This is a genomic window from Pseudomonas mandelii (assembly GCF_002251635.1).
In the GTDB taxonomy this organism is placed as follows: Bacteria; Pseudomonadota; Gammaproteobacteria; order Pseudomonadales; family Pseudomonadaceae; genus Aquipseudomonas; species Aquipseudomonas mandelii_B.
The window spans coordinates 1-14,497 of the sequence record NZ_NMOJ01000095.1; the positions used below are offsets into that span (position 1 = coordinate 1).

General features: G+C 61.0%; 10 protein-coding genes and 1 pseudogene. 10 read left to right on the forward strand and 1 reads right to left on the reverse strand.

Annotated elements, in window-relative coordinates; genetic code table 11:
• From B7L09_RS32390 to B7L09_RS14260, 9 genes and pseudogenes are all read left to right on the forward strand, one after another.
• Positions 1-77 (forward strand): annotated as a pseudogene (locus B7L09_RS32390) (addiction module antidote protein); the annotation flags it as partial.
• A gap of 98 nt (positions 78-175) precedes the next feature.
• Entirely contained in the window at positions 176-574 is a 399-nt protein-coding gene (locus B7L09_RS14225) for a DUF2946 domain-containing protein (RefSeq protein ID WP_094469340.1), read from the forward strand.
• Between the two features lie 48 nt (positions 575-622).
• On the forward strand, positions 623-1,102 hold the full coding sequence (locus tag B7L09_RS14230; RefSeq protein WP_094469341.1) for a copper chaperone PCu(A)C: 480 nt from the start codon (positions 623-625) through the stop codon (positions 1,100-1,102).
• Between the two features lie 21 nt (positions 1,103-1,123).
• Positions 1,124-1,573: a DUF2946 domain-containing protein gene (locus tag B7L09_RS14235; protein WP_094469342.1), complete on the forward strand. Its 450-nt coding sequence runs from the start codon at positions 1,124-1,126 to the stop codon at positions 1,571-1,573.
• An 84-nt stretch (positions 1,574-1,657) separates the two neighbouring features.
• Positions 1,658-3,775: a TonB-dependent copper receptor gene (locus B7L09_RS14240; RefSeq protein WP_094469343.1), complete on the forward strand. Its 2,118-nt coding sequence runs from the start codon at positions 1,658-1,660 to the stop codon at positions 3,773-3,775.
• A 131-nt stretch (positions 3,776-3,906) separates the two neighbouring features.
• On the forward strand, positions 3,907-5,286 hold the full coding sequence (locus tag B7L09_RS14245; RefSeq protein WP_094469344.1) for a PepSY-associated TM helix domain-containing protein: 1,380 nt from the start codon (positions 3,907-3,909) through the stop codon (positions 5,284-5,286).
• Between the two features lie 197 nt (positions 5,287-5,483).
• The gene (locus tag B7L09_RS14250) at positions 5,484-6,272 is read left to right on the forward strand and encodes an ABC transporter ATP-binding protein (RefSeq protein ID WP_094469345.1); all 789 of its coding nucleotides are present in this window, start codon (positions 5,484-5,486) and stop codon (positions 6,270-6,272) included.
• Entirely contained in the window at positions 6,269-7,216 is a 948-nt protein-coding gene (locus B7L09_RS14255; protein ID WP_094469346.1) for an ABC transporter substrate-binding protein, read from the forward strand. Before B7L09_RS14250 ends, B7L09_RS14255 begins: the two co-directional genes overlap by 4 nt.
• Positions 7,213-8,223, forward strand: coding sequence for a FecCD family ABC transporter permease (locus B7L09_RS14260; protein WP_094469347.1), 1,011 nt, complete (start codon positions 7,213-7,215; stop codon positions 8,221-8,223). Before B7L09_RS14255 ends, B7L09_RS14260 begins: the two co-directional genes overlap by 4 nt.
• 58 nt (positions 8,224-8,281) lie before the next feature.
• Here B7L09_RS14260 and B7L09_RS14265 read toward each other — a convergent pair whose 3' ends face one another.
• Complete coding sequence (locus B7L09_RS14265; RefSeq protein ID WP_176457706.1) at positions 8,282-12,829, reverse strand: hypothetical protein; 4,548 nt, start codon at positions 12,827-12,829, stop codon at positions 8,282-8,284.
• A 294-nt stretch (positions 12,830-13,123) separates the two neighbouring features.
• Between B7L09_RS14265 and urtA the strand changes: the two genes are divergently transcribed.
• Positions 13,124-14,389 carry an urea ABC transporter substrate-binding protein gene (gene urtA / locus B7L09_RS14270; RefSeq protein ID WP_094469349.1) on the forward strand — a complete coding sequence of 422 codons (1,266 nt, stop codon included), beginning with the start codon at positions 13,124-13,126 and terminating at the stop codon, positions 14,387-14,389.
• Positions 14,390-14,497: the final 108 nt, after the last annotated feature.

Genomic DNA, 14,497 nt, shown 5'->3' on the forward strand with positions numbered 1-14,497 from the left:
CTGGCAATCCGGAATTCGCGACTATCATGAAGGTTATGAAAGCCTTGGGCCTGCGCTTGCATGCCACGGCTCTCTGATCGCACTGCGACACCACACCGCACGCCGCTTTTTTACTTATCGGCCCTGATCAGGCTAAATAGCCGCGCCTGATCGCCCACCCAACGGATTTTGTCCCATGTCCCGACAACGGCTCGCAATTGCCTGGATCGCCTGCTTCGCAGTGCTGTTCAACATGCTCGCCATGCCGATGACCGGAGCCATGGTGCAGTCGGCGAAATCACCCGCCGAGCAATTGTTGTGGGGCAGTTTCTGTACGTCCAGCGGCACGAAGATGGTGGCGATTTCCCTGGGCGACCTTGAGCAGAAAGCCCCGCAGAACGACGACCATTCCAACATGCAGCATTGCTGGTGCTGTTCAGGTTCCGCGCCATTGGTGGCGCTGCCGGGGCATGTGCCGCAGCTGTATTTCGCTCGCTTCGAGGCCAATCGAAGCGTGCCTGCCAGCACTCTCGACACCCCCACCCCGCGCCAGCAATGGCCGAGCCTCAACCCCCGCGCATCCCCTCTGGTGTGATTCCTTCTCGCAATTGACCTGCGTCTTGAATCGCTCTGGAGAACTGCCATGTTGAACAAACTCATCGTTCTGGTTGCGTTGCTGCTGCCTGCCTGCTTTGCCAATGCCCACGAATACAAAGCCGGCGAACTGGAGATCGCTCACCCGTGGTCGCAGGAGTTGCCGCCCAACGCGCCAACCGTAGCGGCCTACTTTGTCATTCAGAACCCAGGTAAAACCACCGACCGCCTGCTTAGCGTCGACTCGCCGATTGCCGGTGAAGCGCAATTGCATGAGCACATCATGCAAAACGACCTGATGAAAATGCAGCAGGTACCGAGCGTCGAGATTCCTGCCGGTGGCAACGTCACGTTTGCGCCGATGGCCTATCACGTGATGCTCGTGAACCTGAAAGACCGCAGCCTGCTGAGCGACGGCAAGCGTTTCCCGTTGACGATGCATTTCGAAAAGGCCGGTGATGTCACCGTCGAAGTCTCGGTGCAGAAGAAGCCGCCGGAAGACATGCAGATGCACGCCCACGCCCAGTAATCGACTGAGCTGAACACGCCCATGCGCCCGCTTAGCGCCAGGTCATCCGCACACCGTCGTCAGTCGTCAAGCCTGATGCGCGGCAGCTGGATCAGCCTGTTCGCCATGCTGATGATCTTTATCGGTCCGCTGATTTCCCAAGCGATGCCGATGGATCAGCGCGCCTCGTCGATGTCGATGAGCATGTCGATGGACATGAGCATGGACATGTCGGCCATGGAGCACGCCGACCACAGCGCACAAGCCGCCGCCGAACATTGCCCACCCGAAGCCTCGCATCATGCGCTCTGGGAAAAATGTGGCTATTGCAGCCTGCTGTTCAATTGCCCGGCCCTGACCGGCGGCCAGACCTTCGTCACGTTCGACACGCCAACAGCCACCACCTTCACCGCTCCCTCCCCTCGCCTGGGCCATGCCCGGCACACCGTCTTCCCCGGCGCCCGAACCCGCGCCCCGCCCATCGTCGCGTAAACACGCACCTCTGATTTCACACGGTTTTGCAGACAGCCACAGGCTGTCGGCCGTGTCGTTTACGACTGTTCGATGGAAATTGTCATGTCCAGGTTTTCTGCTGACACACGCTTGAGCCCTGCCCAAGCTTCTTTTGCCCCGAACGAATCGAGTATTCGTTTCAGGCACGCCACCGCCGTCCTTTGCGGCGCATTGCTGACACCCACGGTGCTGGCCAACGAACACGCGGGCCACAGTGAAGAACTGAGCCCGACGGTCATCACCGCCATCGCGCCAAGTTCGCCGCTGACCATCGTCACCAACCCCAAGGACCCGCGCCAACCCGTTCCGGCCAGTGACGGTGGCGACTACCTGAAAACCATCCCCGGCTTCGCCCTGGTACGCAACGGCGGTACTAACGGCGACCCGGTGCTGCGCGGCATGTTCGGCTCGCGCCTGAATATCCTCACCAACGGCGGCGTGATGCTCGGCGCCTGCCCGGGCCGAATGGATGCGCCCACCTCGTATATCTCGCCGGAAACCTACGACAAGCTCACCGTGATCAAAGGCCCGCAAACCGTACTGTGGGGACCGGGCGCATCGGCCGGCACCATCCTCTTCGAGCGTGAGCCGGAAAGTTTCGGCGAACTCGGTACCCGTGTGAACGCCAGCGTATTGGCCGGCTCCAACGGGCGCTTTGACAAAGTGGTGGACGCCGCTGCCGGCGGGCCGCTGGGCTACGTGCGCGTGATCGGCAACACCGCGCACGCCGACGATTACAAAGACGGCAATAACCACAGCGTCGCCTCGCGCTACGACAAGTGGAACGGCGACGTCGCCGTCGGTTTCACCCCTGACGCCGACACCCTGCTGGAACTCACCGCCGGGCGTGGCGATGGCGAAGCACGTTACGCCGGGCGCGGCATGGACGGCTCGCAGTTCAAGCGTGAAAGCCTGGGCCTGCGCTTCGAAAAATCCAACATCGGCGAGGTGCTGGACAAGGTCGAAGCGCAGGTTTACTACAACTACGCCGACCACGTGATGGACAACTACAGCCTGCGCACACCGTCGGGCACCGGGATGATGGCTGGCCCCATGGCCTCCAACGTCGACCGGCGCACCTTGGGTGCGCGGATCAAGGCAACCTGGCGCTGGGCCGATGTGCAACTGATCGGCGGCCTGGATGCGCAGACAGACGAACACCGCAAACGCATGGGCATGGGCATCGATACCTATAAGGATGTGCCGNACANCAAGGACGCCAATTTCCATAACTACGGTGTGTTTGGCGAACTGACCTGGTACGCCGCGGACCGCGACCGCCTGATCACCGGCGCGCGCCTGGACCGCGCCTCGGCCAAGGACTTCCGGCAAACCACCGGCTCGGGAACGATGGCCCGGCCCAACCCGACCGCCGACGACACACGCGCCGACACCTTGCCAAGCGGCTTCGTGCGCTACGAGCATGACCTCGCCGACAGCCCGACCACGCTCTACGCCGGCCTCGGTCACACCCAGCGTTTTCCGGATTACTGGGAACTGTTTTCACCCAAGTCCGGCCCCGCCGGATCGGTAAATGCCTTCGATTCGATCAAGCCTGAAAAAACCACCCAGCTCGATTTCGGCGCCCAATACAAAACCGCCGACCTCGAAGCCTGGGCCTCGGGTTATGTCGGCCAGGTGCGCGATTTCATCCTGTTCGACTACAAGCCCGGAATGATGGGCACCACCTCCCAGGCTCGCAATGTCGACGCGCGGATCATGGGCGGCGAACTCGGTACGGCCTACCAACTGACTTCAAACTGGAAAGCCGACGCGACCCTGGCCTACGCCTGGGGCAAGAACAGCAGCGATGGCAACGCGTTGCCGCAAATGCCACCGCTGGACGCGCGTTTCGGCCTGACTTACAGCCAGGATGACTGGAGCGCCGGCGCCTTGTGGCGAGTGGTCGCGGCGCAAAACCGCATCGACCAGAACAAAGGCAACGTGGTCGGCAAGGACTTCGATAAAAGCGCCGGCTTTGGCGTGTTCTCGCTCAATGGTGCGTACCGGATTAACAAAAACTGGAAGGTCAGCAGTGGCGTCGACAACCTGTTCGGCAAGGCGTACGCCGAGCATTTGAACCTGGCCGGCAACGCCGGTTTTGGCTACCCGGCCAATGACCCGCAGGCCATTAAAGAACCGGGACGAACGCTCTGGACCAAGGTGGACATGAGCTTCTAAGCGCTTCGCGAGCAAGCTCGCTCCCACAGGTTCAACGCCGCCCATGTGGGAGCGGGCTTGCCCGCGATCGGTTGCGCAGCAACCGCAAAAACAAACAACTAAAAGATCCAAGCCAAAGCGGAGCACACGTGATGAAACAGCCCAAAGTAAATTTCTACAACCTGGCCTGGCGCTGGCATTTCTATGCCGGTCTGTTCGTCGCGCCCTTCATGGTGATGTTGGCCTTGACCGGCGTCATTTACCTGTTCAAGCCGCAACTCGATCCGTTGATGTACGGCAGCCTGATGAACGTACCGGCCGGGCATCACAGCGTCCCGGCCGACGATCTGCTCAAACGGGTGAAACAGGCGTATCCACAAGCCACGATCAAACAGTACCTGCCACCGGTGAACGCCGAGCGCAGCGCTCAGTTTGTCGTGATCAATGGCGGCACCGAGCTCAACGTATTCATTGATCCCTACCAGGGCGACATCCTCGGCGAGCAAGACGCCAAGATGAATCTGCAAGCGGTGGCGCGAGCGATTCACGGCGAATTGATGATAGGCACCGTCGGTGATCGATTGGTCGAACTGGCCGCCGGCTGGGGCGTGGTGCTGGTGGTTTCCGGCGTGTTCCTGTGGTGGCCGCGTGGCCAGGCGGCCGGTATTTTGTGGCCCCGCCTGACCAGTCGCGGTCGGGTGCTGTGGCGTGATTTGCATGCCGTGACCGGTTTCTGGGGCGCANCGTTTTTGCTGGTGATGCTGCTCAGCGGCATGACTTGGACCGGCTTCTGGGGNNAGNAATATGCGCAAGTATGGAACGTGTTTCCGGCGGCGATGTGGGACAACGTGCCGAAGTCTGACGTTGAGGCCCGCAGCCTGAATACCGCCACACGCCAGACTGTACCTTGGGCGATGGAAAACACCCCGATGCCAACGTCCGGCGATCACGCCGAACACATGGCCCACGAAGGTGCGCAAGCCGCCACCGCCGCGCCGACTATCAGCCTGCAAGACGTGCAGAACATCGCCGTGCAACGCAAGGTCGAACCGGGTTACAGCATCACCTTCCCGAAAAGTGCGACCGGCGTATTCACGNTCGCNGTATTTGCCAACGACCCGCGCAACGACGCCACCCTGCACGTGGACCAGTACACCGGCGACGTACTNGCCGACGTGCGTTGGGAACATTACAACACGGTTGCCCGCGCCACCGAGACGGGCGTGATGCTGCACGAAGGCAAGATGTTCGGCTGGGTGAACCAGCTGATCGTGCTGCTGATTTGCCTGATGATTTTGCTCAGTGCGGTCAGTGGCGTAGTGATCTGGTGGAAGCGTCGTCCACAAGGCAAGTTCGGTGTTCCACCGCTGCGCCACGACCTGCCGAAATGGAAAACCGCGATGGTCATCATGTTCGCCCTGGCCGTGGCGTTTCCGTTGGTGGGCGCCTCGCTGGTGGTGGTGTGGGTGCTGGATCGCGTGCTGTTTTCGCGATTCACCCGGCAAACTGAATCGGCCTCATCTTCATCATGAAGCAGGCGAGATGCGCGGTTTAGAGGGATCTGTAGACTTTCCGCGCTTAGCTGCCGGTGAATTTTAGTGTTACTGCATAACTCTAAATGCACCGCCTGACCCGCAGCCCTGCTNCCACAGGTTTTGCACAGTCCCTGTGGGAGCGAGCTTTCTCGCGATGACATCATCAGCAATACCGAACATTTCAGAGTAGATGCATGACCTCGCTGAACCTCACAAACCTCGCCTGGACGCCCTTGGGCCACGGCCACTGCCATCACCAGTTCCAGCTGCGTGATGCGTCCCTGCAGGTGGCCGCCGGTGAGTTCGTCGGGTTGATCGGCCCCAATGGCAGCGGCAAGACCAGCCTGTTGCGCTGTGCTTATCGCTTCAGCAAACCCGAAAACGGCGAGGTCCGACTCGACCACCACAACGTCTGGAAGCAATCCTCGCGCTGGTGCGCGCAACGCATCGCCGTGGTGTTGCAGGAGTTCCCCGACGCCTTCGGCCTGACCGTCGACGAGGTGGTCGCCATGGGCCGCACGCCGCACAAAGGCCTGTTCGACGGCGACACCATTGAAGACCGACATCTGGCGACTCAAGCATTGGCGTCCGTCGGCCTCAGAGGCTTCGAAGACCACGCCTTCGCCACCCTCTCCGGCGGTGAAAAACAACGTGTGATCCTGGCCCGTGCATTGGCGCAGCAACCTCAGTTGTTGATCCTCGACGAGCCGACCAACCACCTCGACCCGCGCTATCANCTGGAACTGTTGCAGCTGGTCAAACGCCTGAAAATCGGCACCCTGGCCAGCATCCACGACCTCAATCTGGCGGCCGCTTTCTGCGATCGTTTGTACGTGATCAATCACGGTCGCATCGTCGCCAGCGGCACACCAAAAGAAGTCCTGACCGCCCCGCTGCTGCGCGACGTGTTCGGCGTCGAAGCGCTGATCGATGAACACCCCTTGCACGGCTACCCACGAATCACCTGGATAACCCAACCATGACATTGCGTTCCCTGCTTTGCTTCACGCTGTTGCTGGGCAGTGCCCACGCGCTGGCCGAGGCCACGAAATACCCGTTGACGATCCAGAGCTGCAACCGCGAAGTGACCTTCACGCAGGCGCCGAAACACGCGGTCAGCCACGACATCAACATGACCCAGATGATGCTCGCCCTGGGCCTCAAATCGAGCATGGCCGGTTACAGCGGCGTCACGGGATGGAAGTCGGTCACGCCCGAAATGCAGACCATCCTCGACGGCTTGCCGGAGCTGGCAGCCAAATACCCATCGGTGGAAACCCTGCTCAACGCCAACGTGGATTTCTTCTTCGCCGGCTGGGACTACGGCATGCGCGTGGGTGGCGACCTCACGCCGCAAACCCTGCAACCGTTGGGCATCAACGTCTACGAGCTGACCGAATCGTGCGCCTTTGTGATGAAGCGCCCGGCCGCGACCCTGGAAGACACCTANAACGACCTGCGCAACCTCGGCAGGATTTTCGACGTGCAAGATCGCGCCAATGCCCTGATCGCACAGATGCAAGCGCAAATCGCTGAGGTGCAAAAGCACCTGCCCGAAGGCAAACCACGGGTGTTTCTCTATGACAGCGGCGAAGACCGCGCCATGACCTCCGGCCGCCTGGGCATGCCCCATGCGCTGATCGCCGCTGCGGGTGGGCGCAATATCCTCGAAGACATTGACGCCAGCTGGACCCGCGTCAACTGGGAGACCGTAGTAGAGCGCAACCCGCAGGTGATCGTGATTGTCGACTACAGCGAAATCACCGCCGAGCAGAAGGAACAGTTCCTGCTCAACAACCCGGCGCTGCAATCGGTGGACGCTATCAAGAACCAACGTTTCATCGTGATTCCTTACGCGCAGGCCACGCCGGGNATCGACAACGTGCTGGCGGTCGAAACCCTGGCCAAAGGTTTCCACGGCAAATGATGGATCGTCGCTATGCCTTGCTGCTGGTGATGCTCGGCGCGCTGTTGCTGGCGTCGTGCGTGGTGTCGCTGGGCTTCGGCCCGGCGCGGGTGCCGGTGGACGTGGTGTGGCGGATCTTGCTGCACAAGATGCTGGGGGTCGGCGGTCAGGACTGGACCGCCGGGCAGGAACACATCGTATGGTTGATCCGTGTGCCGCGCATGCTGTTGGGTGCACTGGTCGGTGCTGGCCTGGCGCTGATCGGCGCGGTGCTGCAAGCGGTGACGCGCAATCCATTGGCCGACCCGCACCTGCTCGGGGTCACTTCCGGCGCGACCCTAGGTGCAGTGATTGTGGTGCTGCACGTCGGTGAAATCGTCGGCCTGCTGACCTTGCCGATCGCGGCGTTTATCGGCGCGCTGTTGAGCATGTTGATTGTGCTGATGATCGCCAATCGCAACGGTCGGCTGGACAGCGACCGGCTTCTGCTATGTGGCGTGGCGGTGTCGTTCGTGATGATGGCGGTAGCCAACTTGCTGCTGTTCATGGGCGACCACCGCGCAGCCTCGGCGGTGATGTTCTGGATGCTCGGCGGGCTCGGGTTGGCGCGCTGGGAGCTGCTGGCGGTGCCAGCCGCCAGTGTGTTGCTGGGATTGCTGCTCTTGCTCGGCATGGCGCGCCCTTTGAATGCGCTGATGGCCGGCGAACAGACCGCCGTCACCCTCGGTTTGAATGCGCGGACCGTGCGCCTGCGGGTGTTTCTGATTGCGTCGCTGATGACCGGCGTGTTGGTGTCGATCAGTGGCTCGATCGGCTTTGTCGGGCTGATGGTGCCGCACATCGCCCGGCGTCTGGTCGGGGCCGAGCACCGGCGATTGCTGCCGGTGTGCGTGCTGCTGGGCAGTGTGTTCCTGGTGTGGGTAGACGTCGCGGCACGCACCCTGATCGCCCCCGAAGACCTGCCCATTGGCGTGGCGACGGCGGCGATTGGCGGATTGTTTTTCATCGGCCTCATGCGACGCCGCTGAGCCGTTCCAGCCCGGAAGGCACGGCTCATCCGGCGATCAGATCAATGAACGCTGCACTTCACAGTTCGTCACGATCGGGCTTCACCGTCGTTTGCACAGGTGGCTGCCAGGTCGCCTTCAATCGCCCGCGACGTTGCCAGTAGCCATCGGTGTCCAGCACCTCAAGCCGGCCGACGCTGGCGAGCGCGGCGAGGTAGGCAGCGACCCCGTCCTTTGCCTCCTCGTTGAACAAGGCCGTTTCCTGCGGCGAGAAGCTGGGGGTGAATTTGAACAGGGCCCCGCCACGACCGGTGAAATAGCAACGCCCCCCGGAGACGCCGCTCTTTTTCACGACGTCTCTGCAGAACCACAGGTCGGCCAGGGCCAGGTTGTCCATCAGTAACCGATCAGACGCATTGGGGTCCTTCACGAACAGATTGAAGCGCTTGTAGAACTGATGAACAGCCGCCCATTTGTAGCCCTGAGGAAAAACCGGCAACGGCAAAGGCCGCGCACCGGGCACCGTGACCGGTGCAATAGGCCCGCCCGGCCCGGAGTAAAACAGCGCACTGGCAGCCCCACTGTTGGCGCCGTCCTCAAGCGGTTCGACGGCCACGAACGAAGAAGACGCCGGGTGTATCAGCACGCCGCCCAGATACGGTTGGCCGACGTACTCGCCCATCAATCGCTGCGCCGAGCGAGCCGCATCATCGGCACGAGCGAAGACGGGGCCGAGCGCAAACCGGTTGTCCAGCGCCCACTTGATCAACTCGATGCCGGTTTTGACACCCCGGGCATCAACCCTGAGCGGCGACCAGAAAGCGCTGCGCACCACGACTTGCAACTCACCGTTGGCGATCACTTTGCGCAGGTAGTCGATCAGCGATTCCCGGCCTGATTGCACTACTTTCTCGTAAGCCACCGTGGCATGAAACAGCGTCCATTCCGGCGCCTTGGCCCTGGGGGCGTAGCGCAACAAGGCGCCGTCGGCGCAGGAGATGTAGACGTTGAGGTACGTGGATCCTTCAGCCGTGCGCACACCGACAGCGTCCAGCCCGTAAGACAGATCCCGAGGCGATATGAAGCTGTGCGCAATGTCGCGAGGCAATCGTCCCGGACGTGTCGACGGACACAAATAAATGCCCTCGACTCGATACCCCGACGGTAATAACCCTTTGGGAAATACCCGCTCGACCGTGAGATGCCCTTGCCGCCCGTCGATCGGCAGCGTCGTCACGTACCGATCACCGTTCAGCGCCTTGAGCACAAAACCGAACATCAGGCTGGCACGGGCGCCCACCGTGCGATGGACATGGCGCAGGGCATCGTCCATCTGCGTGAAGACCGGGCTGAGCGCCGGCTCGGCAATGGCAAATCGATGCACGTCCGTCGAGATAATCCCCGGATAAGCACTCCAGTGTGACAGTTGCCTGGCCTCGCCCCACAGTCGGCTCCCCTGAATCACTTGCAACCGGCCGGCGCTTGCCACCTGATTGACGTACTCACTCGGCGTTTGCGTGCCGTTGCGCATTTTCAGCTCTATCGGGGTGTGCCGGCGCTGCAACTGGCTGGGTGGCACCAATGCCCGGGCGAGTTGCTTTTCGCTGGCGCTTGCACTGAGGGTGTAGCTGATCAGACTGCCATCGAGCCCCATCAGGTATTCCTTGCCAGGCGACAGAGACGGGGAACGCCCGGAACCGCTCAGGATCTCCGCCATAAAATCCGTGGAAAACATCGCGAGGTATACATCCCGCTCGCGGTTCGACAGCGCGAAAATCGGTTCGACCGGCATTCGGGAATGGTACCGGGCGACGACTGTACTCCCCGCCAGAAACAAACCCTGTTCAGGCAATTCATCCAGACGAATCCAGTTGGCAGGGAAGTTCTCGACCTCGACGGGCACCGGCAGCGTTGCGACAAACAAGCCATCGGCGCGACGCAACACCAGACCGCCGTAGACCCGCTCACGCCGTGAGCCTAACTGCGCCAGCGCATGGCACGCGGCATCGTCCTGCGACACAAAGACCGGACTGAGGGCTCGCCGCTGGATCTGCACGAAAGGTGCCCAGTCTGGGCCGACACTGCCCGGCTCATCCCACAGCTCACTGGTGCGCAGCACCTTTAGTTCTCCGGCCTTGGCAAGCATTTGAATGACGTTGGCATAGGGCGGTGTGTCCTCGCCCTGGACCGACATCAGTTGCGGCAATCCCTGATTGTCGAATTGTGTTGAGGAGGCCGAGTACTGGTAAAGCAACAATGCCCCGTCCAGCGTCGCGATGAAAATGTTCAAGTCCTGAAAATGCGTCAGACGTTGCGTGCCCTTTTCGTCGTAGATCGCTGCGGCCAGATCGCGGATGGACGCAAAATGCCGGGCAAACCAGGCCTCCGCGGTCGATAAATCTTTGGGCATCCAGCTTGCCGCGTGATAAAGCCCGAAGGACCTGAACTCGTCGATCAATACGGGAGCGCCAAAGTCGCTCGCCTGGTTCAATGCCCCCAGGCGCCTGGGCGTAACCATTTCGGTCGCCACGTACTCCTCGCGTTCCTTGTGCTTGAGGATAAATCCCCAACCCGCCGCAGCTGCTCGGTAGTCGAGCCTGGCGCGATGGCGGGCGTTCAGCACCGCGTCTTCGGCGCTGGTAAAAATAGCCCCCAGCACCGGAGCGGTAATGTCTGTGCGGGCGACCTCGTTATTTGACTCATCCCCCGGCACCGTTCCCCGCGGCCCCCACACATCGCTGCCGACCACCACGCGTAATCTGCCCGTGCCGGCCAGTTCGTCGACCACTGCACCGGGCTCAAGTGCGCCGGCCGCCAGCTCCTGGTCTATCTGCGTTTTGCCATCGACGAGTACGGACACCCGCTTTTGCAGACGGTTGCGAGCCGCCACTTTCGATACGTCGGGGCTATAAACCAACAGGGAGTCGGCTGAGCCGGACAGGTAGAAATCGACAACATGCGCACTCTTCTCGAACACCGAGCGAATGTCTTCGGTGGTGAACATTTGTGCGTGGGTCAGTTGCTCTTGCAAGTCAGTACGCACAATGGCTCCGGCATCCGCATGCCAGCGCGAAGCGTACAGCCCATGAAAAGAGTGACCCTCGACCAACATGATCGGTGCGCCAGTGGCATCGAGGGGGCAGAGTCTGTCCAGTGCAAACCGTTTGGCGGCAAACACCGGCTCGGTGGCGACGAAGCGTTGGTTGCGATCCCGCAAAATCATCCCGACAAAACCCTGCTCACGCCGGCTGCCGATATGTTCATGAGCGAAACGTGCAGCATCGTCCGCCATGAGGAAAGCGGGACTCAAACGTCGCGACCTGGCATAGGGTCGCCAATCAGGGCCAACGATCCCGACAACATCCCACAACGCGCTATCTTTCAATACCGCCAACTCGCCAGCCGTTGCCACCTGCCGGATGTAATCCGAAGGCTTGAGCGTGCCTGCCTTCAGCCGGACGTTGAAATCCGCGCTGTCCTTCAGCGGTACTTCACGAAGGTGCGCCGAAGGGCGGTATTGCAACACGGCGCCGTCCCGGGTCCGGGCGTAGACCTTCAGGTAGTCCGGGTACGCCTGCCGATGGACATCCCCTAGCGAAAACCTGATGCCCGTAGCCAACTCCTGCGGTGAAAAAAAACGCTCATAAAGCCAAGGTTCGCTAGCGCTGTGAGTCGCATCGCCCTGCGGCATGAAGTAGACGCCGTTCAGGTCGAAATCGAGCAGGCGCTCCAGCGTGCGATCAGCATTCAACGGGAATGTCTTGAGCAGTTCGGCTGCGGGCTCGCTGGAAAGTACCGGATAGGTCGCCATGCACTCCGCGCTGCCGGCAGAGGTCACGACAAACCCCAGATACACGCTGCCGGTGGACGCGGTTACCGTCGCGGCGGCGGCTTCGATGGCCTTGTCCACCTGGTCGAACACCGCACAAAAAAACGGCTGTACCGACGTCGAACTTCGCACCGCAGCCGTACCGAGCGTCCAGTTCGCCGGCACGTTTCCTCGGACGCCGCCCCACGATTCATTGGCCACCAGTACGCTCAGCGTGCCGGTCCGGGCGACTTTCTGAATCAGCTGCTCAACGTCGGAGAACGGCCCGAAAGCCTCGAAGCCCAGCTCAAAGAGATTTTTCTCTTCTGCAGGCTGAGTTGACTCGTACTTGATCAACGAGCCATCCGGCCCCGACAAATAATGACGCTGGCCATAGGCGCCCGGGTCCTGCATGTGACTCAGGAGATGTGCTCTGGAAAAAAAACCGAGGCTCAACGTGACCTGCTCAGTCGTCCAGCCCGGATGAACCCGCAGGACGTCGGCGTGACTGGCCGAATGAGACAGGTAATACGCCGCGCCACTGTAACCCGGTGGGGCAAACAACTCATTGGGGGTACCGGGAGTCAGCAGAAAGTCGAAATCGAAATGCCCCATCCGACCCGCCACCGGCAATGTAGGCTGAAATTTTCCGTCGCCACGCTGCACGATCACGCCGCCGTAGGCTTTGTCACGGCTCGCGCCGATGTGCCGGTGAACCCAATAGGCCGCGTCATCCGCACTGATGAAGGTCGGTCCAAAAGCAGGAAATGTTGTTGTCTTCCGGGGGGCTGAAGGGGGACTGGTAGAGGTGCCGTTCATACGCTGCTCACTCGATTGAGAAGCCACGATGATCAAGATCCCGGAGCGCAGCGGGTGGTACATATGTATCGCCCTCCGGTTTTTTACTTTTGACGCAGCCAGCACCGATGCTGCGCACGCCGATGCACCGAAAATAAATCTTCGTCCCTTCATGGTGCGCCGCCACCGCGCGCGACCGCTCTAAAACGACATTTCCCTGCCTTTTGCCGACCGGGCACAGCCTTTGCAAAACACCCTTCAGTAGTCCGCATCTGCCAACCCAGAAAAAATTCTAATGTTCATGGAGATCGCACAATGAAGCGTCGTAGCTTGATCAAGGCTTTCACACTCACGGCAAGCATTGCCGCGATGGGGTTGACCTGGACCGTACAGGCCGCCGAGACCATCAAGGTCGGCATCCTGCACTCGCTGTCCGGGACCATGGCGATCTCCGAAACCTCGCTCAAAGACATGGCGTTGATGACCATCGACGAGATCAACGCCAAGGGCGGCGTGAACGGCAAGATGCTGGAAGCGGTGGTCGTGGACCCCGCGTCGAACTGGCCGCTGTTCGCCGAGAAAGGCCGCCAGTTGCTGACCCAGGACAAGGTTGCCGTGGTGTTCGGCTGCTGGACGTCGGTGTCGCGTAAATCGGTGTTGCCGGTGTTCGAAGAACTCAACGGCTTGCTGTTCTACCCGGTGCAGTACGAAGGCGAAGAAATGTCGCCAAACGTGTTCTATACCGGTGCGGCGCCGAACCAGCAGGCGATCCCGGCGGTGGAATACTTGATGAGCGAAGAAGGCGGCGGCGCCAAGCGTTTCTTCCTGCTCGGCACCGACTACGTGTACCCGCGCACCACCAACAAAATCCTGCGTTCATTCCTGCACTCAAAAGGCGTCGCGGATAAAGACATCGAAGAGGTCTACACCCCGTTCGGCCACGCCGATTACCAGACCATTGTTGCCAACATCAAAAAATTCTCCGCCGGCGGCAAGACCGCCGTGATCTCAACCGTGAACGGCGACTCCAACGTGCCGTTCTACAAAGAGCTGGCCAACCAGGGCTTGAAGGCCACCGACGTGCCGGTGGTAGCGTTCTCGGTGGGTGAAGAAGAGCTGCGCGGCATCGACACCAAGCCGCTGGTGGGCAACCTTGCGGCCTGGAACTACTTCCAGTCGGTGGAGAACCCGGTAAACAAGAAATTCGTCGCCGACTGGAAGGCTTACGCCAAGGCGCACAACCTGCCAGGCGCGGATAAAGCCGTGACCAACGACCCGATGGAAGCCACCTATGTAGGCATCCACATGTGGGCGCAAGCGGTTGAGAAAGCCAAGTCCACCGACGTCGACAAGGTGCGCGAAGCCATGGCCGGCCAGACCTTTGCCGCGCCGTCGGGTTACACACTGACCATGGATAAAACCAACCACCACCTGCACAAGCCGGTGATGATCGGCGAGATCCAGGCCGACGGTCAGTTCAACGTCGTGTGGCAGACCGAAGGGCCAATCCGTGCCCAGCCGTGGAGCCCGTTCATTTCGGGTAACGACAAGAAGCCGGACTATGCGGTGAAGAGCAACTAAGCCACTGGGTGTCGGGCCTGAACACACAGTTAAGGCCAGACNCAAANCNNTGTGGGAGCTGGCTTGCCTGCGATGGCATCACCTCGGTGTANCTGATACACCGAGGTG